Genomic DNA, 22259 nt, shown 5'->3' with positions numbered 1-22259 from the left:
GTGCGACATCGCGTACTGGGCCAGCAGCGGCGTCTGCAGGCGGATGAGCGCGCCGCGCCATTCGCCCTTGGCGTGCGGCTCGGCGGCGGCGTGCCGGCACTCGCCGCTCGTGCCGTGCTGCGGCCCGTAGTCGGCCGACTGCACCGGGTCGAAGTGGCGGATGGCGCGCCAGGCCTCGTCGCCCACCGTGCCGCCCACGTCGATCTTGAGTCTGACTCTTGCCATCACGCGCGGTAGAGATGATAGAGCATGAGGTAGATGACCACGCCGGTGACCGAGACATACAGCCACACCGGATAGGTCCAGCGGGCGATGGCGCGGTGGCGGTCGAAGTTGCCGCGCAGGCCGCGCGCCAGCGTCACCAGCACCAGGGGAACGATCGCCGCCGCCAGCACGGTGTGCGTGAGCAGGATGGCGAAGTACAGCGGCCGCACCCAGCCCTGTCCCTGAAAGCGCACCGAGCCCGCCTGCGCGTGGTACGTGAGATACGAGATAAGAAACAGCGCCGACGTGCTGACCGCGGCGATCATCACGCGGCGATGCGCCATGACCAGTTTCTTCGCGATCAAGGTGCGCCCGATGATGAGCAGGACGGTGGTGGTGCCGTTCAGGGTGGCGTTGAGCGCCGGCAGGAAGCTGACGTCCATCAGGCGGGCACGCCCCGGCGCCGGTTGGCCATCAGGAACGCCAGCGCGAAGACGACGAGCGCGAAGGCCGCCAGCACGCCGATCGAGGTCCAGAGCGGCAGCTCAGAGGTCGCGCCGGGGAAGAGCGTGACGCGCAGCGCGTCGACGCCGTAGGTCAGCGGGTTGAGCCGCATCAAAAGCCGCATCCAGCCACTGGCGCCGGAGAGCGGGAAGAGCGCGCCCGAGAGCAGCCACAGCGGGATGAGGAACAGGTTCACGACGGCGTGAAAGGCCTGGCTCGAATCCATCGGCCAGGCGATGGCAAAGCCGAGCGCGGTCAGCGCGAACGAAACCAGGAAGACCACGAGCGCGGTCACCGCGATCTGTTCCAGCCCGAGCCGTATTCCGACGAAGGGCGCGAACACCAGGAACAGCATTCCCTGGATGGCCGCCAGCGTCGTCCCGCCGAGCACCTTGCCCAGCACGATGGCGGTGCGGTGCACCGGCGCGACCATCACGGAGAGCAGGAAGCCTTCCTTGCGGTCCTCGATCACGCTCATCATGGCGAAGATGGAGGTGAACAGCACGATCATGATGAGCGCGCCGGGGAAGAAGTACTCGAGGTAGTGCCCGCCGCCCGCGGCTGCGGCGGAGGGGTCGCGAAACGAACGCCCGAAGCCCGAGCCAATGACCACCCAGAACAGCAGCGGCGAAGCGATGACGCCGACCACGCGCGCTTTCTGGCGGTAGAAGCGGACGACTTCGCGCCACCACAGCGTGGCGGCGGCGAGCAGCGTGCCGCCGGCGCCGCCTTGCGGACGCATCTCGGCGGCGCGGGCTTCTTCGCTCGACATGGTGGTGGTTCGGGTGGCCATATTTTCGATTCTACTGCTTGGACTCCGGCTGCGCGTCGGTCCAGAAGCGGTGGCCGGTGAGGTCGATGAAGACGTCTTCGAGCGTCGGCTTGGAGACGGAGATGGAATCGAACTCGCCGGGGAAGGCTTCGCTGACCTCGGCGACGAAGCGGTGGCCGTTGGCGCGCTCGAGGCGCACCTTGTTCTCCATGACCGTGGGGGTCGCGCCGAAGCGCTGCGCGATCTTTGCCGCGAGCGACTGCGCGTCCGGCGCTTCGAGCACGATGACGTCGCCGCCGATCTTCGCTTTCAGTTCCGCCGGCGTCCCGAGCGCGACCAGCTTGCCTTCGTTCAGGATGGCGAGCCGGTCGCAGCGCTCGGCCTCTTCCATCAGGTGCGTGGTCACGACGACGGTGACGCCCTGCGTCTCGCGCACGTGGTCCAGGTAGAGCCAGACATCGCGGCGCGCGCCGGGGTCGAGGCCGGTGGTGGGCTCGTCGAGCAGCAGCACTTGCGGGCGATGCAGCAGGCCCTTCGCCAGCTCGACGCGTCGCAGCATGCCGCCGGAGAACGTCTCGACGCGGTCGCCGGCGCGGTCTCCGAGCCCGACGTGGCCGAGCATCTCGGCGATGCGCTGCTTGAGCGCGCCGCGGGCGAGGCCGTAGAGGTGTCCCTGGTGCCAGAGGTTCTCCCGGGCTGAGAGCTTCACGTCCACCGACTGCGCCTGGAAGACGACGCCGATGTGCCGGCGCACGTGGTTGGGCTGGGTCGCGACGTCGAATCCGGAGACGAGCGCGCGCCCGCCGCTCGGCAGCATGAGCGTCGAAAGGATGCGGAAGAGCGTGGTCTTGCCGGAGCCGTTGGGGCCGAGCAGGCCGAAGATCTCCGCCGGGCGGACGTCGAAGCTCACGCCGCGCAGCGCGGCGCGGTCGCCGTACTGGTGCGCGACGTTCTCCACGCGCACCACGGGCTCGGCCGGGCTGGCGGTGGAACGGGATGCTGGAGAAGGAGTAGTTACGGGCACGTCAGCGCACGTCGAGCATCATCAGGGCAAAGAGCGCGGGCAGGTAAAGGACGGTGGCGAGCAAGAGCTGGCGGGCGGCCGCCTTCGACTCCGGCGCGGAGGGCGTACTACCGTTGCGCCCAAGCCGGGCGGCGACGCACAGCGAAGCCACGCCCAGCAGGAACGCGCCGACCAGGTACACATTGCCCGACATCCCAAGGAACGAGGGCGCGAGCGTCACGGGGATGAGCAGCAGGGAATAGAAGACGACCTGGCGCACGGTGCGGCGGCCGGTGTCGTCGACCACCGGCAACATGCGGATGCCGGCGCGCCGATAGTCTTCCGAGTACAGCCACGCGATGGAATGGAAGTGCGGGAACTGCCACACCCACACGATGGCGAACAGCGCCAGCCCTTCCCACTCCAGGCGGCCGCGCAGGGCGGTCCAGCCGAGCAGGCCGGGCATCGCTCCGGGGAAGGCGCCGAGGAAGGTCGAGATGGGAGAAACTTTCTTGAGGGGCGTGTAGACGCCGAGGTAGACCGCCGAGGTCGCCAGCGCGAGCGCCGCGGTCAGCAGGTTGCCGGCGAGCGCGAGATAGAGGACCCCGCCGAGCGTCGCCAGCAGTCCGAGCGCGGCGGCGTGCCACACGGCCATGCGCTTCATCGGGAGCGGGCGGCGGTTGGTGCGCAGCATGAGCGCGTCGGCTTCGTGCTCGAGGACTTCGTTGAGCGCGGCGGTGCCGCCGGCGACCAGCCCGATGCCGAGCACGGCGTTCAGCACGTTCCAGGAAAGGGAAGAGATGCCGGCTTTCGCCGCGGCCATATAGCAGCCGCACCATGCCGTCATCATGACGAGCGAGGTCACGCGCGCCTTGAACAGCTCGGCGAAGTCGGTGACGACCGACGCGGGACGCGGACGCGCGACTGCCACGGTGCTCATGCGGTTGCCTTCTCCGAAGCCACTGCGACCTCTTCCTGCTCCTGCGAACGAAGATTGCGGTAGACCTGCGCGGTCAGCACCACGGAGGTCCCCAGCAGCGCCGCGCCGGTCACCACGTGCGCGACCGTGCTCCAGACCATGAAGGGATGGGGCTGCGCGGCGTCGCGTCCCCATTCGACGCGCGCGAGGTAGGCTCCGAAGCCGAGCATCAACTGCGCCGCGACCAGGAACAGCAGCACGGTGGCGGGCCGGCGCAGGGTCGAGACATTGCCGTAACGGGCGAGCACGCGCGTCGCGACCCAGATGAGCAGCGCGGTCACGAGCAGGGCATTCAACACGTGCGGCACGAGGTAGGCGCCGGTGATCTGTTCGGCGGCGATGCGGTTGGCGCCGGTGGGACCGAGCTTCGTCCAGACGTGGCGGAAGGCCGCGCCGAGGATCAGTTGCGCGTAGAGCGCGACGAGCAGCACGACCGAGAGCGTGCGTAGCCCGGGCGTGCCTTCATCGCGCAGCGCCAGGCGGTCCTGCCCGACCCACGACCGGCTGGTGAACAGCGCCATCAGGACGGCGACGCAGAAGAACGTCTGGGCGAAGGTGGCGTGCGCCGACGAGACCGCCGGCGGCAGGTAATTCAAGACCGTGGTCCCGCCGAGCACGCCCTGGAAGATGACGAGCGCGAGCGCGCCCAGCGCGAGCCGGCGCAGCCAGCCGCGCGCGTCGGCGCGCCACGTCCAGACGGCCATCACGATGGTCAGCAGTCCGATGAGCTCGGCGATCATGCGGTGGCTGTGCTCGAAGCGGACGCCCCCGACCATGGGCGGGATCCGGTAGATGGAGCCGAACGAGGTGGGCCAGTCCGGGACAGCCAGGCCGGCGTCGTTGGAGGTGACCAGCGCGCCCGCCACCAGCAACACGAAGGTCGCCGACGCCAGCACGACGGCGAAGCGGTGGTGCGCACGGTTGTAGGTGGAGGTCAGGCGACTGCTCCCCGAAAGGGTATTTGTACCATGCCGGCGGAAACGTAGAAAGGGGCGGGCGAACCCGCCCCTCTCGCTTGCGATGCGTTTACTGGGCCTTGAAGGTGATGGTCTGGTCCTTCACGTCCGTCTTGGGCGCGACCTTGACCTTCATGGTCTGCTCGCCGAACTTCTCGTGCACGGCGGCGATGGTGTAATCGCCCGGTGGCAGGTCCTTGATCTCGAACTTGCCGTCCTTGCCGGTCACGGCGAAGTACGGGTGCTTCACCACGCCGAGGTACATCTTCATCCAGGGGTGCTGGTTGCACTTCACCGGGATCAGTACCTCGGGACGGGCGAAGGTCTTCTCGATGGGAGCGCCCTTCGGCGGCTGCGATTCGTTCCACTCCTTGTTGTCCTTGGGCGAGGGGTGGATGTTGTGGGTGGTGTCGTCGTCGTTCTTGATCTCGACCGTCTGGCCGGCCATCACGCCCAGCACGTGGGGATGGTAGCGGCAGCCCTGCTGGTCGATGGTGACCTTGTCCGTCGGGACGGGGAAGTTGGCGTTGGGCAGGCCTTCCTTGACGTAGACGAAGACGTTGGCGAGGTTGCCGTTGTCGACGACCACGGTCTCGGTCATATTCTCCGCGCCGGTCTTCTTGCAGGCGGGATCCTGGCTCATGTCGATCTTGGTCGGCTTGGGCGCGGTGCCGTCGAACTTGATGACGCCCGAGACGGCGGCCACCTGGCTCTTGTCGATGGTGGCCGGCTTGGCGGTATCGGCGCTAGGGGAGGTGCTCTGCTCGGTCTCTTCCTTCTTGCCGCAACCGGTCAGAGCCGCGAGGAACAACAGGGAGAGGAGCGCGGTCAGCGCTATCCATTTACGGTTCATAAACAGTCCTTAACCCTTTCTTATTGTCTGAGTGCCGTGAGTGAAACTAATCATTCTAGCGCGAAGCGCCCGCGCCGGGCCGCACCGGGGAGGCGGAAGCCGCCGGTGGCGCGTTCTGGCGCGGCAGCGCCCCGGTCTTCGCGGGAGCGGAGCCGCCGCGGCCCATCATGCCCGCCACCCGCCGTTGTTCTTCCGGCGTGAGCTGCATCATGTACCGCACCAGCAGCTTGGTGTGGTCCTTGTCGTAGCCCTGGAACGACGGCGGGATGGGACCGCTGAAGACCCACTGCTCGCCCTGCTTGTGGAACAGGCCGCTGGGCATCGAGGTGCCCGGCGAAATGGCCTGCGGGTCGATGATCCAGCGCTCCATCCACCCTGGCTTGAGACGCTCCTTCGCCAGCAGGAAGTTGGGCGCGGTTGCCGTCTTGTCGTGATTCGGGTCGCCGGTGGCGTGGCACTTCAGGCACGGCGCGGCCGCCGACGAGAACAGGCTGCGGCCCATCTCCATCTCCTTCGCGGTCAGAGTCTCCTGCCGCTGCGGGATGTAGGGCATGGGCTGCTGCGAGAGCGCCTGGAAGAAGCGCACCAGCTTCCGCAGCTCATTGTCCGACAGGAAGAAGGTCGGCATGCGCGCCTGCAGGTAGGGGCGCACGCCGTTCCGGTTGGTGTCGGTGGTGCTGAGCGACGGGTTCGACAGGAACTTCATCAGCCAGACGGGGTCGACGCGCGCGCCCTCGGTCAGCAGCTTGGGCGGAAGCTGCTCCTTCCAGTCCGCATCCTGGTAGCGCGCCATCGTCATCAGCGAAGTCTGCTGCCCGGGGACGAACTGGTGGCACCCCATGCAGTTGTACTTCTTGACGACCCACCAGCCTTCCTGGATGTCCTTGTCCGCGCCACGCGGCTGGTACTTGTAGCTTGCCGGCACGGTCGGGTCCTGGCTGCCCAGCAGGAAGGTCACGATGGCGTTGCGCTGCTCGTCCGTCAGGTGCGGATCGGGCATGCGCAGGTACTCTTCTTCCTTCTTTACCTTCTGCCGGCCTTCGATGTCGTAGTCGTAGAGGTTGGGGACGAGCAACTTGTGCTCGAAGAAGCCCTTCGTGTCGTACCAGGGGTCGATCTTCTTCGCGTCCGAGGGATACTTGCCGGTGTACCACGGCCCGATCTGCTCCTTGATCTTGGGCGTGAGGATCGGGTTGTGGCCGCCACGCTTCGCTTCTTCGGTCAGCAGGGCGAAGTCGAGGCGCTCGATGGGCTTGGAGCCTTCCTGCGTGAGCTCGGTGCCGATGCGGCCTTCGTCCTCGAAGCCGGCGATCTCGTGGCAGCCGGCGCAGCCGTACTGGCGGATCTTCGCGCGGCCCCGCTCCTTCAGGCGCGGGTCGTCCATGTAGGGGGCTTCCGGATAATCCGCCGCTTCCTTCTGCCGCAGCGTGGAGAGATAGGTGGCGACGTCGTTCGCGTCGGCCTCGCTGAGCCGCAGGATGGGCATCACGGTCATCTGCTGGTACTGGAGCTCGTGGCCGTCGTTCGGGCAGGTGGAGTGGTCTTCGTCAAAGACGTAGGGCAGGCCCTTCTTGGCGTAGTCCTCAGGTCCGATGTCCTTCTTCTCCGTCGGGCAGTAGGGGCGCAGCCGCTGGCGCGGGTTGTGGATCCAGCGCGCGAGATATTCCGGCGTGGCCTTCTCGCCGGTGCGCTCGAAGTTGGGCGCGAACTCGCCGCCCTGGCGGGAGTCGCCGCTGCCGACCGAGTGGCACGCCAGGCAGCCGCGGACCTCGAGCAGTTCCTTGCCGTGCGCCGCGTTGCCCGGCTTGGCCTTGGGCAGCGTGTCGGGCAGCGAAGTCTGCCACAGGTAAGCGCTGATGGCCTGGATGTCCTCGTCGTCGAGCCGGAAGTTCGGCATGCGCGTGCCGGGGCGGAAATCCGTCGGCTTCTTCAGCCACACCGGGATCCAGTTCTTGTTGAGCTTCGCCCGGATCTCCTTGAGGTTCGGGCCGATCTTCTTCATGTCGTGCAGGGCGCTCTTGAGCTGCACGTCGTATTGCTCGATGCGGGCGGCAACGTGCGAGTTCTCGATGCGCAGGTTCTCCGCCTGCTGGTAGTACATGTTGGCCGTGTTGTTGTCTTCGGCCTGGTCGCCCTTCTTGGACAGGACCGCCGCCTGGTGCAGGTTGTCCCTGATCTGGCCTTCGAGCTGCTTGAACTGCTGGCGGAAGAACGTGACGTCTTCCGGCTCCTTGTCGTAGCCCTCGTAGCGATGGCAGCCGTTGCAGCCGCGCAGCCGGAAGAGCTCCTTGCCGCGATCGATGACCTTGCCCAGCTCCGGCCCCTGGCCGGGCGCGGCCAGCACCATGTCGGCCGCGTGACAGGTCTGGCAGCCGGCTTCGACGTTCTCCTTCTTCCACATCGGCCACAGCCAGTGCTCGTAGGTGCCGTGCGCCTTCTCCACGCTGGAGGTGGCGCGGCCGTTGCCGCCGTGGCAGGGCGAGCAGCCGAATTTCTCCGGGTCATGGATGGCGAGCAGTTGCCGCGCAGGGTGCGAGACGAACGCCATCGCGTACTTGTCGGGCTTCTTGTCCCTGGCCGTCATGTTCGCCGGCGTGATGTCCAGCACCTGGCGCGCGCCCATGTGGCAGGACTCGCAGCGGTCGACCAGGTTCGCCTCGTTCACGTTGATCTGGACGATCTTGGGATCCCAGTCGCGGTTGGCCCTGCGCAGGTTGTCGAGCGCCTCGGGCGAGAGGTCGACCATGTTGTCGGCCAGGTACTGGCTCATCTTCGCCTGCGCGTCTTTTTGCGGCTTGGTGAGCTCGGCGAGCTGCGCGACCAGCGCGGCCTTCTGGTCTTTCAGTCCGAGGTAGAGCTGCTCCAGTTCGTGGAAGCTCATCGGGCCCTTCTTGCCTTCGCCCGGGATCTCCACGGTGAACTGCTTCTTCTCCTGGTACTCCTTCAGCGCCTTCGCTTTCTTCTCCCGGCTGCTGTCGCTCTCGGTCGTCTCCATGTCGTAGGTGTCGGCGGCGACGTGCGCGCGCGCGTCGACGAACGCTTCCTGGACGATGGCGATGTCCTGGTTGAGCTTGCTGAGCTGCTTGTTGATGTCGTCGACCTTGGGCTTGATGTCGGCGCTGATGCGGTCGTAGTCGGCCTTGAGCTTCTGGTATTCCGCGCCGGCCATCAGGTCCTGCTCGGCCTGCGCGGAGCGCGAGCGCACCGACTTCAGGAAGTTGTCGTAGCGGCTCTTGAACTCCGTCTGGAAGCCCTTCCACGGGCGCGTGCCCCAGCCTTCGTCGTAGATCGCCCAGAACAGCGTGAACAGCAGGATCACGATGGCGATCAGGTAGGGAAACGCCAGCGATCTGCTGGTCACGGGATCGTCTTGCGGCGGCAGTTGCTCAGCCATTTTTCCGTCTCATCCCTCAGGCTAACGACTCACGACTCACAACTCGCAACTAGATATTGAACCAGGGTGTGACCCAGACGTACTTGATGTGGAACAGCAGGCGCGCCAGCATCTTCACCGGCAGCGAGACCATCAGCAGCATGAGGAACATCATGGTGTTGTATTGCAAGAAGCTCATGCGCCGGTAATCCTTCGGGTTGTAACGCTTGAAGAGCGTGTGCGTCAGCAACCCGCCGACAATGAAGTACGCACCCACCACGACCGCGCCGAAGATACCCTTCAGCGGCTGCGTGGTGATGCCGAGGATGTCCGGCAGGTCGCGGTTCACCTCATAGATGACCTTGTTGTGGTCCCAGACCTGCCCCGGCCAGAACCACTGCCATCCCGGGCCGCGGATGAAGGTACCGATGATGATCATCGAGACCCACAGCACGATGAACCCGAACACGAACGTCCCGATGGCGAACTTGCGCTGCTTGATGGTGTAGTAGCCCGAGCCCAGCGGATTGGTGTCGATGTAGGGGATGGCCATCAGCCCGATGATGATGAGCGTCGGCATCACCACGCCCGCGATCCACGGGTCGAAGTAGACCAGCATCTCCTGCAGTCCGAGGAAGTACCACGGCGCTTTCGCCGGGTTCATGGTGAGGTTGGGATTCGCCGGCTCTTCCAGCGGCGCGTTCAGGGTGATCGACCACACCATCAGGATGATGGTCACGATGATGGCCGCGAGGAACTCGACGCGCAGCAGGAACGGCCACACGTGGATCTCTTTCGACCAGCCGGGCTGCCACGGGAAGGTCTTGCGGTGGTGCGTCTTGGCCATCGCGGGGTCGGCTTCGAGCTGGCCGATGAGCGCGTCGTTGGCGCGCGCCTGCTTCCACGCCAGCCAGCAGTAGAAGACCACCAGCGGCAGCAGCGCCACGATGGGCACGTTGTCAGGCGTCGAGGAGATCTCCCAGAGCTGTCGCCAATCCACTTAGTTCACCTCACCCGAAAAAGAGTCGATGATGAGATCCTTCGCTTCGCTCAGGATGACACCAACGGAGATCTTCACCGGCGCGCCTCCTTCACTTCGCTCTCGAGGATGACCGGCGCGGGACCGCTGATGCCGCCGTCCTTACGCACGCGCCAGAAGTGCACGATCATGAAGATGGAAGCGATGATGGGAATGCCGATGCAGTGCCAGATGTAGGCGCGCAAGAGCGCGTTCGCGTCGACGATGGAGCCGCCGAGCAATCCGAACCGCACGTCGTTGTACGGCGTCATGCCCAGCTCCGGGCCGAATGGGCCCTCATGCCCGAGCAGGGGAGTGGCACGCGCCATGTTGGTGCCCACGGTCACGGCCCAGAATCCGAGCTGGTCGTCGGGCAGCAGGTAGCCGGTGAACGAGAGCAGCATCGTCAAAACCAGCAGGATGACGCCGACGTTCCAGTTGAACTCGCGCGGCTTCTTGTAGCTGCCCGTCAGGAACACGCGGAACATGTGCAGCCACACCGCGATGATCATCAGGTGGGCGGCCCAGCGATGCATGTTGCGCAGCAGCTTGCCGAACGGGACGTCGTGCTCCAGGTACAGGATGTCGCGGAAGGCCTGCACCTTCGTCGGGTGGTAATAGAACATGAGCAGGACGCCGGTGAAGGTGAGGACGATGAAGAGGTAGAAGGTGATCCCGCCCATGCCCCAGGTGTAGTTGTAGCGGACGGCGTCGCGGTTGATCTTCGCCGGGTGGAGGTGCAGGAACACGTTGGAGAGCACGCCGAGGGCGCGGTTGCGGGGCGTGTCGTCGTGCTTGTGCCGGAAGATGGAGGTGAAGATCTGGGTCTTGGTCGGATCTTTGACGATCTCGACCTGCTCCTTCACCTTTTCCTTCATCTCGTCGGGCAGGGTCTTCACGTCGTCTTTCAACGACGTGAGCAGGCCCTTGCCGTTGGAGCCGTTGCCACCGGCCGGCGGCGCTTTCTTGTCCTTCGTCTCGTGCTCTGCCATCTCTGGTCCTTATACCGAGAGGAACGCGTTCTCTTTGTTGAAGTCGCTTTGCTCGTAGGGGACGCCCTTCGGCCACATGAAGAGGCGGCTGGTGTCGACGACGATCTGCCCGGTGGGATCGAGCTCGACGTGTGCGCGGTCCATGGGGCGCGGCGCGGGGCCCTCGAAGTTCACGCCTTCGGAGTCGTAACCCGAGCCGTGGCACGGGCATTTGAACTTGTTCTCGGCCGGCTTCCAGTCGGGCGTGCAGCCCAGGTGCGTGCAGCGCGCGTAGATGACGAACAGGCGGTCGGGCGTGCGGTCCACCCAGATGCGGTACTGCGCCTGCCACTTGGTGTCGACGCCGATGCCGTAGTCGGAGGGATAGCCGATCTTGAAGACGGTGCTGGGCTCGAACAGCGTGCGGGGCAGGAAGAAGCGGAAGAACGCGAGCAGCCACGCGCCCAGGAACGCGGCGACCGACGCCCAGACGAGGCGGCGGCGGGTCTGGTCGATCTCGGTGTTGCGGGGGCCGGTGGAAGCGACGCCGCCGGACTGCGCGGCTTTGGAAGTGCCGACGGCCGGCGTGCCGACGTAGCGATTCGCGGTGGCGCCGCGAGCGACGGTGGCCGCCGCGCTCGGCGGCGGCTGCGTGGGACCCGCGGGAGCGGCGGCGCGGGGCGCCGCAGGCGCGGCCGGCTTTGCGGCCGACGGTGCAGCGGGCGCGGCCGGAGCCGCGGGCGTTTCGCCGGCCGGCGCGAGGCCGGCTTCTTCCGGCGTCAGCAGCGGCAGGCCCATCTTCTTTCTATAGGCATTCTCGGACGCGAAGCGAGAAGGCGAGAGCTTCTTCACTTCGCCCGCGGGAGCGGGCGGAGCGTTGGTGGGCGCGGGGACGTTGGCGGAGGCGGGCGCTTGCGGCGCAGCGGGAGGCGTCGCCGCCTTGGTCTGGCTGCCGGCCGGCGTGGTGGCCGGCGCGGCGCCGCTCAACTGCGCGACGTACTCCTCCATCGTGAGGGGAGGCAGTCCCTGCCGCTTGCGGTAGGCGTTCTCCGCCGACAAGCGCGAACTGCTGATCGGACCTACTGGTTTCTCGTCAGCCATATCCCTTTCGTTTTTCCGAGGGCTCCGCAGCAAGCTGCTTCGCCCTCGCGCTTTGCTCGCGCTATTCCGGCGCTCGCTCCGCGCTCACCCTAATCCGCGGCTACCAGAGACTCTTCTTCACGCTTTCGGACTACTACGGTGGACAGCTTCTGCAGCACCAGGCCGGCGAGCGCCCGGATGAACGCCGGCGAATCGTTGAGGCCGGGGGTCATCTCGAACTGCCGAATGCCGAGCCGCATGGCCATCTCGCGCGCCTCGTGGTCGATCTCGCCGAGGGTTTCGACGTGGTCGGAGACGAACGCGATGGGAACCACGCACAGGTCCTGGATCTTCTGCTCCGCCATCTCGCGGATGGTGGTGCGCAGCGGGGGCTGCAGCCACTTGCTGGCGCCGACCTTCGACTGGTAGCAGAGGCGGTGCGGGTTGGGCCAGCCGCCACGCCGCATCACGAGCGCGACCGTCTCCTCGATCTGCCGCTGGTAGGGGTCGCCTTTCTCGATGACCGCGACCGGAACGCTGTGCGCGCTGAAGACGAGCTCGGCGGCGCGCGGGTCAGGGAAGCGCGCCAGCGTCTGGTCGATCTTCTCGCAGACAGCGTCGAGGTAGCCCGGGTACGAATAGAACTCGCGCACCAGGTGCGTCGGGATGGTCGAGAACCAGCGGCGCTCCCACTCGTTCAGGCTGCTGCCGATGGTCGTGGTCGAGTACTGCGGGTACATCGGGAGCAGTACGACCTCGTCCACGCCGGCGGCCGCGAGCTGGTCGATGGCTTCCTGGGTGAAGGGATGCCAGTAGCGCATGGCGACGACGCAGGTCGCGTCGAGACCATAGGCGCTCAGCTCGGCCGCGAGCGCCTCCGCCTGGCGCTCGGTGTGGCGCCGGATGGGCGAGCAGCCGCCGATGACCTGGTAATGATGCTGTACTTTTTTCGCACGGGTGGTGGAGATGAGCTTGGCGAGCGGCTTGCGCCCGAGGCGCGCGAACGGGAAATCGATGATGTCGGGATCGCAGAAGAGATTGAAAAGGAAAGGCTCGATGGCCGCCAGACTATCCGGCCCACCGAGCTGAAAGAGCACTACGCCGATCCGACGCTTGTCTTCAGGCATCTGGGGAGAAACCCGAGCGAACGCGGCAGTTTAAAGAATGCCGCGCAGCGCGTCAAATCCTGTTCGTTCTTTGCTCGCCGCGCCGGCTCCGTTATCATGCCGCTCCCCCATTTCACCTGTTCGAGGGCAGCCATGAAGCCACGCGCGCTCGCCTGCGTGCTGTTGTTCGCGCTCCTTGCCGCCGGCCAGAAGCCAGCGGATAAGCCGGAGAAGAAGAACGTGATGGCGTTCGCCAACGGGGCGGTCGTGGTGTCGTTCACCGACCAGTACAGCCACGCCTTCGGCGCGCTCAACCTGCTGGACGGCGGCACCGAGATGTGGTCGTCGGAAGACCAGGCGAAGCCGCCGCATGAGTTTGTCATCGAGCTAGCGCAGCCGTATCGCCTCGAGGCGGTCACGTTCGACAGCACGACCGCGCAGGAGCCGAGCTACCCGGGGATCTCGGCCAAGGGGGTCGAGGTCTGGGTGTCGCAGGCGTCCGCAAAGGCGGGGTTCCGCAAGGTCGCGGCCGCCGAGCTGCCGAAGCAGGCGGTGCACGACGTCCCGCTGCCCGCCGGCACGGTGGCGCGCTGGGTGAAGCTGGTCGTGACCGGCAACCACGGCAACGCGAACTACACCGAGCTCACGGAAGTACGGGCGACCGGCGCGCCGGTGGGGGCCGCGACGACGCCGAAGATCACGGGCAACTACAAGACCAACTACGGCGACTTGAACCTGAGCAGCACGGGAGGCCGCATCACCGGCTGCTACTACGAGGGCAGCGGGGTGGTGAACGGCGCCAGCGACGGCCGCAACATCAACTTCGAATGGCGGCAGCCCGGGCGCAGGGGGACCGCGGTGATGGTGCTCTCTTCCGCCGGCGCGCTCAACGGCTACTGGTTCGAGAACGGCGCGCGGCAAGGCGTGTGGTTCGGCGAGCGGCTGAGCGACACACCGAAGTCGTGCGCGCGCGCCGCCAGCGTGAAGGAATCGCTGGACGCCTCCGGGCGCGCCGTGCTCTATGGCGTGCACTTCGACTCCGACTCCGCCCAGCTGCGCGCCGATTCCGCTCCCACGCTCAGCGATGTGGTCGCTGCTCTGAAGGCGCAGCCCGCGTTGAAGCTGCGGGTCGAGGGCCACACGGACTCGACCAACACCGACGCCTACAACCTCGACCTCTCCAAGCGGCGCGCGCAGGCGGTGGTCGCGTGGCTGGTGGGGAAGGGCATCGACGGGCGGCGGCTCACGGCCGAGGGCTTCGGCAAGGCCAAGCCGGTGGCGGACAACGGCACGGCGCAAGGGCGCGCGCTCAACCGCCGCGTCGAGGTGGTCGCGATCCAGTAGCCGGAACGCAACCTCGCGCGTCTATTCGGGTATAACGTTCCTACGGGGGACATCTATGCAACGCACGCTCGCGGCCGTCATGACCTTCCTGCTGCTCGCCTCGCAGAGCTGGGCGACGTGCGGCGGAGGCGGCGGAGGGGGCACGGGCGGGATGTCGCGCGGCGGCATCGACCCGAGCCTCGCGCCCGCGACGTACCAGGTGCCGTGGCGTCTGGTCGAGCCCAAAGACGTTCCCAAGGACGGCCTCGTCGTGTACTGGTTCCCGACCGGCGACCTCGAGCTGCGCAACTCCAGCCTGCGTGAGTCGCGTCTGCTTTCGCTTTACGCGCAGCAGTGCGTGACGATGGGCGTGGTCGACGTGCGCAACGAGATCGGGGCGAAGTACGTGATGAAGGGCACGCTGCCGGTCGTGGTGCTGGTGCAGGCTTCCGACGGCGCGGAGCTCGACCGGCTGGAAAACACCGAGGGCAAACTGAAGGTGGGCGACGTCGAGAAGCTGGTCGAGAAGGAAGTGAAGAAGCGGGAATCGGCGATCAAAGAGAAGCTGGAGAGCGCCAAGGCGAAGGCGAAGGCGGGCGAGAACGAGGCGGCCATCGCCGAGTTGCGTTCGGTCGCGGCACAGAAGTGCATGTTCCCCGGCAAGGCCAAGGACGCGGTGAAGCAACTGAAGAAGCTGGGCGTGAACGACGTGAATGCCGAGGCGATGCCGGACGCACCGAACTTCGACGCGCGGCTCAGCGCGAAGATCCAGCAGACGATGGCCGCCGGCCTGCGCGCGGAGAACGCCGAGCGCTACGAGGAGGCGCGCAAGCTTTACCTCGCGGCCTCGCGGCTCGACCCGAATGACGCTACGCCGCTGCGCTATCTGGGCGAGCTTTACCGCCACCACACGGGCGAGTGGGAGAAAGCGCGCGCGGTGTTCGAGCGCATCCTCGCGATGCCGGCCGACCCGCTCTCGCGCGCCGTCGCGCTGCATGGACTGGGCAAGATGACCATCCACGAAGGCGACTTCAAGAAAGGGCTCGCGCTGATGGAAGCCTCGGTCCGCGAGTTCCCGCTGCCGCTGGCGTACCGCAACCTCGCGGTCTATTGGAACTCCGAAGGCGACCGCGCGAAGGCCGACCACTACACGCGCGAGGCGCTGAAGCTCGACCCGAACGAGCCGTTCAACGTCGTGTTCGCCGCGGCCTTCCTGGCGGGCAACGGGCACGGCGAGGAAGCCCTGAAGATCGCGCGCGAGCACGGGTCGCTCTTGCCCGCTTCCTATAATCTCGCCGCCATCTACGCGCAGCTCGGCCAGAAGGAGAAAGCGCTGGCGCTGCTGAAGCGACACTTCTTCGAGTACGAGCGCTACCAGGCGGTCCGCAGCAAGGAGATGATGGAAGCGCGCGTGGACGCGGTGTTCGCGTCGCTGTTCCGCGACCCGGCGTTCGTGGAGCTGACGAAGGGCGCCGACGGGATGCTGGCGGAGCCGATGGCGAAGCCGGCAGGGAACTAGCGCGGCCGCCAGGAGCGCGCTGGCAGCAGCGATCCGACATTGTTCCGCGCGCCGTCGTCCGGCGGCGGAAAATATTGTTTGCGCGGGTGTCCTGGAACCGACCGCCACCGCATCCAACCGGTAGTGAAACCCAAAGACCTAGCGAAGGCAGGCCTGCGCATTTTGACGGGCAGCGTCCCGTTGTTGTCGATCGAGATCACGCGCGAATGCCCGCTGTCGTGCCCCGGCTGCTACGCCTACGGTGACTCGCACCTGGGCGGCGGGGTCACGCTCTCCGAGCTGAAGGACTATCGCGGCGACGAACTGGTGGAGGGCGTGATCGCGCTGGTGCGCAAGCATCGCCCGCTGCACGTCTCGCTGGTAGGCGGCGAGCCGCTGGTGCGGCATCGCGAGCTGAGCCGCATCCTGCCGGCGCTGAGCGCGATGGGAGTGTGGACGATGGTCGTCACCAGCGCCGTGATCCCCATCCCGCTGGAGTGGAAGAGCATTCCGCAGGTGGTGGTGACGATCTCGGTGGACGGCCTGCCGCACCACCACGACGTGCGCCGCAAGCCCGCGACGTACCAGAAGATCCTGGAGAACATCGCGGGGCGGCGCGTGAACGTGCACCTGACCATCACGCAGCCGATGCTCGAATCGGAGGGCTACCTGGCCGAGTACCTTGCCTTCTGGAGCCGGCAGCCGGAGGTCAACCGCATCTGGCTCAGCACCTACACGCCGCAGCGCGGCGAGCGCGCGGCGGAGATGCTCACGGAGAGCGGGCGCGCGCGGCTGGTGCGCGAGCTTCCCGAGCTGCGCCACCGTTTCCCGAAGCTGCTGGCGCACGCGGACACGGGGGAAGCCCTGCTGCGCCCGCCGGCGAAGCCGGAAGAGTGCACGTTCGCGCGCATGTCGGTGAACTACTCGGCCGACCTGGCCACGCGGGTGGAGCCGTGCATCTTCGGCGGCGATCCGGATTGCAGCCAGTGCGGCTGCGCCATCTCGACGGGACTGCACGCCATCCAGCCGATGCGAATGGTCGGGCCGGTGCGCCTGCGGCACCTGGTGCGGGCCTCGGCCTTCGTAGGGAGGTTCGTGAACCGGTTGCGAGGGATCGCGATCCCGCGCTGGGAGAAGCGCGTGCCGCCTAAGCCCGCGCCGGTCCTCTACATGCCGGAACCGCCAACGAAGCAGAAGGCAGCCGCTTCGGGGCAGAGCGCTAGCCGGCAGTCGTCACTTCAGTGAAGGACTCGATCTCCGTCCATGGGCTGACATACGCCGACGATTCGAGGGGCTTGGCGTATCTGTCCGGGCGATTCGTTTCGAGGATGTCGTAGAGCAGATCCTCGTACTCATCGTCGATCATTATCAGCTTTGCCCTGACTACCTCGCCATTGGAGAACGTCAATACGGCGATGGCATCTCGTTTGCAGAGGGTTCGAAGCTGCTCAACCTGTTCCTTCGAGATCATCCCGCGGTCGCGCTGACGGGCTGCTGCATCGCTTCGATGACGGCGTCGGCGAACTCGCTGGTGCCGGCCGTGCCGCCCACATCCTTGGTGAGCTTGTCCTTCTTGCGGCGATAGACCTCGTCGAGCGCGTTGCGCATGCGATCGGCGGCGTCGCGCTCGCCGATGTGCCGCATCATCAGGATCGACGACTGCAGCACCGCGGTGGGGTTGGCGATGTTCTTGCCCGCGATGTCGGGCGCCGAGCCGTGCACCGCCTCGAAGACCGCGATCTCGTGCCCGATGTTGGCGCCGGGCACCAGGCCCAGCCCGCCCACGAATCCCGAGCACAGGTCGCTGATGATGTCGCCGTAGAGGTTCTCCATCACCAGCACGTCGTACTGGTAGGGGTTCATGACGAGCTGCATGCAGGTGTTGTCGACGATGTGCTCGCCGTAGGTGATCTCCGGATACTCCTTGGCCACGTTGCGCGAGCAGCGCAGGAAGAGGCCGTCGGAGAGCTTCATGATGTTGGCCTTGTGGATGGCGTGGACCTTCTTGCGGCCTTCGCGGCGCGCGTACTCGAACGCCCAGCGCGCGATGCGGGTCGAGGCTTTCTCGGTGATGATCTTCAGGCTCTCGACCACTCCGGGCACGACTTCGTGCTCGATGCCGGCGTAGAGCGACTCGGTGTTCTCGCGCACGATGATGAGGTCGAGGCCGGGGTAGCGGGTCGGGATGCCGGGCAGGTTGTAGATGGGCCGGAAGTTGGAGAAGAGCTCGAACTTCTTGCGCAGCGCGACGTTGATGGAGGGGAAGCCGCCGCCGATGGGGGTCGTCACCGGACCCTTGAGGCCGACCTTGGTGCGCTCCAGCGACTCGATGAGCTCCTTCGGGATGTACTCGTGGAACTTCTCGTAGGCCTCCGCGCCGGCCGCGAAGCGCTCCCACTCGAACTTGACGCCGGTGGCCTCGAGCACGCGGACCACGGCGTTGATGACTTCGGGGCCGATGCCGTCGCCGGGAATGAGGGTTACTTTATGAGCCATTCCGTAGTCCCATATTGCTGATTTTCAATCGCCGATCGCCGATCGAGCTGTGGGTAGATCGGCAATTCATTTCGCCTTCACCGTCGCCTTGTCCTTCAACAGGTCCTTCAGCTCGTGCATGAACTCCTTCACGTCCTTGAAGTCCATGTAGACGGAGGCAAAGCGCACGTAGGCGACCTTGTCGAGCTTCTTGAGTCCGCGCATGATCATCTCGCCGACCTCGCTGGTCTTGCGCTCGCGCTCGGGCGAGTCGATCACGTACCCCTCGACCTCGTTGACGATCTGCTCCATCTTCCCCATCGAGACCGGGCGCTTCTCGCAGGCGCGCAGGATGCCGTTGAGCACCTTCTGGCGGTCGAACTTCTCGCGCCGGCCGTCCTTCTTGACCACCATGTACGGGATCTCGTCGATACGCTCGTAGGTGGTGAAGCGCTTCTCGCACTTCAGGCACTCGCGGCGCCGGCGGATGGATTCGCCTTCCTTACTCTCGCGCGAATCGACCACCTTGTCGTTCACGAACCCGCAAAAAGGACATTTCATGGGGACGGGGGATTTTAGCAGCTATTGATTCACTTGTTGACTGGTTCACCGGCTGATTTCGCGAGGTCTTGCGAGAAGCAGTGGGCCTGTGGTCAATCCTTGAGCTGGGACTCGGCTTCGATCTCGCGGAGGGAGATGTGCTCCCGGCGCGCCAGCACCAGCCCGGCAGGGATGACGGCCATGAAGGTGATGACCCAGAGCATGACGCCGCAGCTTACGGCCAGCTCCTGCGGGACGACGAAGACGTGCGCCAGGACCGCGATGGTGGCGAGCTGGGAACCTCCGCCGACGCCGGGCAACTGCAGCATGGAGCCGGCCATGCTCGCCACCATCAGCAGCACGACGTGCGGCAGCACGATGCCGTGCAGCCGCGGGTCAGGGTAGGCGCGCGTGACCTCGACGTAGGCCAGGCCGATCATCAGCCAGATGGTGAACGAGATTCCCAGCAGCTGGGCGAACGCCCAGGGGCTGTGCAGCGTGTTCAGGCCTTCGCCGAAGCTGCGGACCTTGTGCGCCAGCCGGTGCGCGGTGTGCGGGAACCAGCGCCGGAGGCGGCCTTCGATCCACTCGGCGAGCGCGTTACCGTTCCTGCGGATGACGAAGGCCATCACCGCCACCAGCGCCACGCCGCCGATCAGGATGTACCCGCCATAGCGCAGGCGCGCGAGCGCGTTGGGCGCCTGCTGGAAGAAGGGGATGGTCGAGAACGTCCCGGAGAACAGCGCCAAGGCGAGCAGCAGCGCGACCGAGCCGGTGTCGAAGATGCGCTCCACCATCCAGACCGCGATCTGGGAAGGGAAGGTGAGGTTCTCGCGGCGGGCGATGAGGTAGGGCCGGATGAATTCTCCCGGGCGCCCCAGGAGCGCGAGCCCGGTGAAGCCGATGAACTGCGGCGGCGTGAGGCGCGCGGCGCTGGCCTTGCACACCGGCTTGAGAAAGATGCGCCAACGCACCGCGCGCAGGTAATAGACCGCGTAGATGAGCGCGACGGCGGCGAGCAGGCGCCTGGGGTCGGCTTCCTGGGTGCGGGCCCAGAAGACCGCCCAGTCGAAGGTCTTCCACGTCCGGAATTGGAGGTAGATGAGCGCCGCCAGCACGGCGAATACGGCGGCCAGGATGAGGGCGCGGCGCTTCGTCACGGACTAAGACAGTACACAGTCCACGGTACACAGTCCACAGTGGCCGCTTGGCGACTGTGGACTACTGTGGACTGTGGGCTAGTTCCCAGCGGCAGGAGTGGTTGCAGCGGCAGCCGTCTTCTTAGCCTTCGCGGCCTGAGCGGCGGCGCGGCGCTGCGCCAGCTTCTTGGCGTTGTACTCGCGGATGATGCGGCGGATGTAGGACTGGGTCTCGCGGTAGGGCGGCACGCCGCCATACTGCTGCACGCGATGCTCGCCGGCGTTGTAGGCCGCGAGGGCCTTGATAGCGTCGCCGTCGTACTGCTCGAGCAGGGCACGGAGGTGGCGGGTGCCGGCGTCGACGTTGGCCTCGGGGTCGTAAGCGTCCTTGACGCCGAGCCTGCCGGCGGTGGCGGGCATGAGCTGCATCAGGCCCTGCGCGCCCTTGCGCGAGCGCGCCTTGGGGTTGCCGCCGCTTTCGGCGCGAATGACCGCCTCGATGAAGTCCTGGTCGATCCGGTGCTGCTCGGCGGCCTTGCCGGCGAGGGCATGGACGTCGAGCCGGGAAGTACGACCGGCGGGCGGGTCGCCCGCGTCCCCACGAGCCGGCGGCACGTACTCTTCGTGGCGGATCTCGGCGATGTCGGAGGTCGCGACCTCGGCGTAGCCGCCGGAGCTGACGTAGAGGCGCGTGCGGTCGCCGGCGACCTCTCGGCGCTCGTGGCGGATCTCGAAGCCGTTGCGCAGGACGGCGATGTCCGCCGCCAGGCACGGCAGAGCTGCGCCCAGGAGCGCCAATAGCCCGAGTTTTCGAAGCACCTGCACGTCTTTATTGTATCCAGCTCTGCCGCATCCAGAGCACCCGAATCAGAGCGCGACCCACTGTTCGATGGCGGCGGCCACGCCGCTCTGGTCGTTCGGCAGAGTCACGGGCCAGCCGCTCTGCCTCAGTTCCTTGGATGCATTCCCCATCAGCACCGGCAGGCCGGCGAAGGCGAGCATCTCGAGGTCGTTGTAGTTATCGCCGATGGCCATGACCTGCTCGCGGGCGCAGCCGCGGTGCTTGGCCCAGCGCTCGAGCGCGTGGCCCTTGGAGCAGCCGCGGTTCAGGACGTCGACGATGCACAGGTCGCGGTGGTCGTACTGGGTGCGGAGCACGGTGACGTCGCTGGCGACCGCGGCCTGGGCGAGGCTGTCGAGGGCCTCGCGCATGCGCGCGACTGTGCCGCAGAACATGGTCTGGATGGGGTCCTCGGTGAGTGCGCGCTCCACCGGGATGACGAACTGGAGGAACTGCTCGTTCTTTTCCAGCCAGCGCTGGATGCTCTGCGTGAGCTCGTCCATGCGCTCGAGCACGAGCGCTCCCTTTTCTTCCTTGTCGAAGGTGATGACGATGTTGCCGCGGAAGCGGTCCATCTCGGCGACCAGGCGGCGCGCGGTCGAGGCCGGGAGCAGGTCGCGGTGAAAGGGCTCGCCGGCGGTGGACTTGGTCACGGCGCCGTTGGAGCTGATGAGCCACATCGGGAATCCGAGCTGCTCGGCGATGGGCAGGGCGAAGGCATGGCGCCGCCCGGTGACCAGCACGACTTCCACTCCGGCCTCGTGCGCGCGCCGGAGAGCCGCCAGGTTCGCCGCCGAGATCTGGAAGTGGGGGTCGAGCAGGGTGCCGTCGATGTCGATGGCCAGCAGGCGAATAGAGCGCTTCACGGTTCGATTCTACAGGTGCTATATTGCGCGGCGTCCCCCACATGTTCGGCTTCTTCTACGGTTACGGGATCTTCCTGCAGATCTTCGCGGTCATCCACTGGCTGCGGCGGCGGCCGGATACCTTCTGGCTGTGGATCATCCTCATCGGCGGCTGGATCGGCGCGGCCGCGTACCTGATCGCCGAAGGCCTGCCCGACCTCGCCCTGCTGGCGCCTACCTTCAAGGGCTTCCCGCGGCGCAAGCGCATCAAGGAATTGCAGACCATCATCCTCGACAATCCCGCGCCGGGGAACTACGAGGAGCTCGCCGACCTGCTGCGCGAAGAGGGCCGCACGCGCGAGGCGCGCGAGGCTTACGACAAGGCCATCACGGCGCGGACGGTGACGCCGCATCCGTTCTATGGGCGGGCCCTCGCGGAGCTCGACACCGGCGAGTTCGGCTCCGCGGCCCGCGACCTCGAGCAGGTGCTGAAGTTCGACAGCGACTACGACTACGGGCGCGCAGCCGGCCTGTACGCGCTGGCGCTGGCGCGGAGCGGGGAAGCGGAGCGTGCCGCCGCCGCGTTCGAGGGAGCCACGCGGCTTTCCACGCTTTCCGAGACGCAGTTCAATTACGCTGTCTTCCTGCACACGCAGGGGAAGGACAGCGAGGCGCGCGATTGGGCCAACCGCATCCTGACGAAGAAGGCTACGCTGCCGCGCTATCTGAAGCGCCGGGAGCGGCCGTGGTTCCGCAAGGCCGCGGGGCTGCTGAAGGAA

The 22259-nt window shown here is 66.5% G+C and carries 22 protein-coding genes; 4 read left to right on the top strand and 18 right to left on the bottom strand.

Annotated features, from left to right (window positions below):
- The 12 genes from VLA96_08355 to hemH form a co-directional block, all read right to left on the bottom strand.
- Positions 1 to 225 (bottom strand): hypothetical protein (locus VLA96_08355; GenBank protein HSE49201.1); only part of this gene is annotated, 225 nt, incomplete at its 3' end.
- Positions 225 to 647: a DUF420 domain-containing protein gene (locus VLA96_08350; GenBank protein HSE49200.1), complete on the bottom strand. Its 423-nt coding sequence runs from the start codon at positions 645 to 647 to the stop codon at positions 225 to 227. The genes VLA96_08350 and VLA96_08355, both read right to left, overlap by 1 nt.
- Positions 647 to 1501 (bottom strand): ABC transporter permease, encoded by an 855-nt coding sequence (locus tag VLA96_08345; GenBank protein HSE49199.1) that lies wholly within the window; start codon positions 1499 to 1501, stop codon positions 647 to 649. The genes VLA96_08350 and VLA96_08345 overlap by 1 nt, the downstream gene beginning before the upstream one ends.
- 10 nt (positions 1502 to 1511) lie before the next feature.
- Positions 1512 to 2504 carry an ATP-binding cassette domain-containing protein gene (locus VLA96_08340; GenBank protein ID HSE49198.1) on the bottom strand — a complete coding sequence of 331 codons (993 nt, stop codon included), beginning with the start codon at positions 2502 to 2504 and terminating at the stop codon, positions 1512 to 1514.
- A 1-nt stretch (position 2505) separates the two neighbouring features.
- A complete protein-coding gene (cyoE, locus tag VLA96_08335; protein ID HSE49197.1) occupies positions 2506 to 3423 on the bottom strand; it encodes a heme o synthase in 918 nt (305 codons plus the stop codon).
- Complete coding sequence (locus VLA96_08330; GenBank protein HSE49196.1) at positions 3420 to 4358, bottom strand: COX15/CtaA family protein; 939 nt, start codon at positions 4356 to 4358, stop codon at positions 3420 to 3422. The genes cyoE and VLA96_08330 overlap by 4 nt, the downstream gene beginning before the upstream one ends.
- 130 nt (positions 4359 to 4488) lie before the next feature.
- Entirely contained in the window at positions 4489 to 5271 is a 783-nt protein-coding gene (locus VLA96_08325; GenBank protein HSE49195.1) for a carboxypeptidase regulatory-like domain-containing protein, read from the bottom strand.
- A 55-nt stretch (positions 5272 to 5326) separates the two neighbouring features.
- The gene (locus tag VLA96_08320; protein ID HSE49194.1) at positions 5327 to 8665 is read right to left on the bottom strand and encodes a hypothetical protein; all 3339 of its coding nucleotides are present in this window, start codon (positions 8663 to 8665) and stop codon (positions 5327 to 5329) included.
- Positions 8666 to 8714: 49 nt separating this feature from the next.
- A complete protein-coding gene (locus VLA96_08315; GenBank protein HSE49193.1) occupies positions 8715 to 9644 on the bottom strand; it encodes a hypothetical protein in 930 nt (309 codons plus the stop codon).
- Positions 9645 to 9718: 74 nt separating this feature from the next.
- Complete coding sequence (locus VLA96_08310) at positions 9719 to 10654, bottom strand: cytochrome b N-terminal domain-containing protein (GenBank protein HSE49192.1); 936 nt, start codon at positions 10652 to 10654, stop codon at positions 9719 to 9721.
- 9 nt (positions 10655 to 10663) lie between these two features.
- On the bottom strand, positions 10664 to 11734 hold the full coding sequence (locus tag VLA96_08305; GenBank protein ID HSE49191.1) for a Rieske 2Fe-2S domain-containing protein: 1071 nt from the start codon (positions 11732 to 11734) through the stop codon (positions 10664 to 10666).
- A gap of 89 nt (positions 11735 to 11823) precedes the next feature.
- Positions 11824 to 12840, bottom strand: a complete 1017-nt coding sequence (gene hemH / locus VLA96_08300; protein ID HSE49190.1) for a ferrochelatase — start codon at positions 12838 to 12840, stop codon at positions 11824 to 11826.
- Positions 12841 to 12972: 132 nt separating this feature from the next.
- Here hemH and VLA96_08295 point away from each other — a divergent pair, with 132 nt between their 5' ends.
- From VLA96_08295 to VLA96_08285, 3 genes are all read left to right on the top strand, one after another.
- On the top strand, positions 12973 to 14163 hold the full coding sequence (locus VLA96_08295; protein ID HSE49189.1) for an OmpA family protein: 1191 nt from the start codon (positions 12973 to 12975) through the stop codon (positions 14161 to 14163).
- Between the two features lie 55 nt (positions 14164 to 14218).
- Entirely contained in the window at positions 14219 to 15661 is a 1443-nt protein-coding gene (locus VLA96_08290) for a tetratricopeptide repeat protein (GenBank protein HSE49188.1), read from the top strand.
- Positions 15662 to 15784: 123 nt separating this feature from the next.
- Positions 15785 to 16885, top strand: a complete 1101-nt coding sequence (locus VLA96_08285; GenBank protein HSE49187.1) for a radical SAM protein — start codon at positions 15785 to 15787, stop codon at positions 16883 to 16885.
- Here VLA96_08285 and VLA96_08280 read toward each other — a convergent pair.
- From VLA96_08280 to VLA96_08255, 6 genes are all read right to left on the bottom strand, one after another.
- The gene (locus VLA96_08280; GenBank protein ID HSE49186.1) at positions 16860 to 17111 is read right to left on the bottom strand and encodes a hypothetical protein; all 252 of its coding nucleotides are present in this window, start codon (positions 17109 to 17111) and stop codon (positions 16860 to 16862) included. The two genes, VLA96_08285 and VLA96_08280, sit on opposite strands and share 26 nt — an antisense overlap.
- Positions 17108 to 18136, bottom strand: a complete 1029-nt coding sequence (locus VLA96_08275) for an isocitrate dehydrogenase (NAD(+)) (protein HSE49185.1) — start codon at positions 18134 to 18136, stop codon at positions 17108 to 17110. Before VLA96_08275 ends, VLA96_08280 begins: the two co-directional genes overlap by 4 nt.
- A gap of 66 nt (positions 18137 to 18202) precedes the next feature.
- Positions 18203 to 18676: a transcriptional regulator NrdR gene (gene nrdR / locus VLA96_08270; GenBank protein HSE49184.1), complete on the bottom strand. Its 474-nt coding sequence runs from the start codon at positions 18674 to 18676 to the stop codon at positions 18203 to 18205.
- A 92-nt stretch (positions 18677 to 18768) separates the two neighbouring features.
- The gene (locus VLA96_08265) at positions 18769 to 19815 is read right to left on the bottom strand and encodes a lysylphosphatidylglycerol synthase transmembrane domain-containing protein (protein HSE49183.1); all 1047 of its coding nucleotides are present in this window, start codon (positions 19813 to 19815) and stop codon (positions 18769 to 18771) included.
- A gap of 78 nt (positions 19816 to 19893) precedes the next feature.
- Complete coding sequence (locus tag VLA96_08260) at positions 19894 to 20619, bottom strand: lytic transglycosylase domain-containing protein (protein ID HSE49182.1); 726 nt, start codon at positions 20617 to 20619, stop codon at positions 19894 to 19896.
- Between the two features lie 42 nt (positions 20620 to 20661).
- Positions 20662 to 21501: a Cof-type HAD-IIB family hydrolase gene (locus tag VLA96_08255; GenBank protein HSE49181.1), complete on the bottom strand. Its 840-nt coding sequence runs from the start codon at positions 21499 to 21501 to the stop codon at positions 20662 to 20664.
- Between the two features lie 23 nt (positions 21502 to 21524).
- Here VLA96_08255 and VLA96_08250 point away from each other — a divergent pair.
- Positions 21525 to 22259, top strand: a 735-nt coding sequence (locus tag VLA96_08250) for a tetratricopeptide repeat protein (GenBank protein ID HSE49180.1), incomplete at its 3' end; no start/stop codon positions are given.

This window comes from Terriglobales bacterium (genome assembly GCA_035457425.1).
GTDB lineage: Bacteria > Acidobacteriota > Terriglobia > Terriglobales > Acidobacteriaceae > JACPNR01.
Note: the sequence above shows the minus strand (reverse complement) of the source record. Positions and strands in the feature narration are given on the sequence as shown.

Coding starts and splice junctions, on each gene's coding strand:
- VLA96_08350 (HSE49200.1), bottom strand. CDS start 647: ATGGACGTCAGCTTCCTGCCGGCGCTCAACGCCACCCTGAACGGCACC.
- VLA96_08345 (HSE49199.1), bottom strand. CDS start 1,501: ATGGCCACCCGAACCACCACCATGTCGAGCGAAGAAGCCCGCGCCGCC.
- cyoE (HSE49197.1), bottom strand. CDS start 3,423: ATGAGCACCGTGGCAGTCGCGCGTCCGCGTCCCGCGTCGGTCGTCACC.
- VLA96_08325 (HSE49195.1), bottom strand. CDS start 5,271: ATGAACCGTAAATGGATAGCGCTGACCGCGCTCCTCTCCCTGTTGTTC.
- VLA96_08320 (HSE49194.1), bottom strand. CDS start 8,665: ATGGCTGAGCAACTGCCGCCGCAAGACGATCCCGTGACCAGCAGATCG.
- VLA96_08310 (HSE49192.1), bottom strand. CDS start 10,654: ATGGCAGAGCACGAGACGAAGGACAAGAAAGCGCCGCCGGCCGGTGGC.
- VLA96_08305 (HSE49191.1), bottom strand. CDS start 11,734: ATGGCTGACGAGAAACCAGTAGGTCCGATCAGCAGTTCGCGCTTGTCG.
- hemH (HSE49190.1), bottom strand. CDS start 12,840: ATGCCTGAAGACAAGCGTCGGATCGGCGTAGTGCTCTTTCAGCTCGGT.
- VLA96_08295 (HSE49189.1), top strand. CDS start 12,973: ATGAAGCCACGCGCGCTCGCCTGCGTGCTGTTGTTCGCGCTCCTTGCC.
- VLA96_08290 (HSE49188.1), top strand. CDS start 14,219: ATGCAACGCACGCTCGCGGCCGTCATGACCTTCCTGCTGCTCGCCTCG.
- VLA96_08280 (HSE49186.1), bottom strand. CDS start 17,111: ATGATCTCGAAGGAACAGGTTGAGCAGCTTCGAACCCTCTGCAAACGA.
- VLA96_08275 (HSE49185.1), bottom strand. CDS start 18,136: ATGGCTCATAAAGTAACCCTCATTCCCGGCGACGGCATCGGCCCCGAA.
- nrdR (HSE49184.1), bottom strand. CDS start 18,676: ATGAAATGTCCTTTTTGCGGGTTCGTGAACGACAAGGTGGTCGATTCG.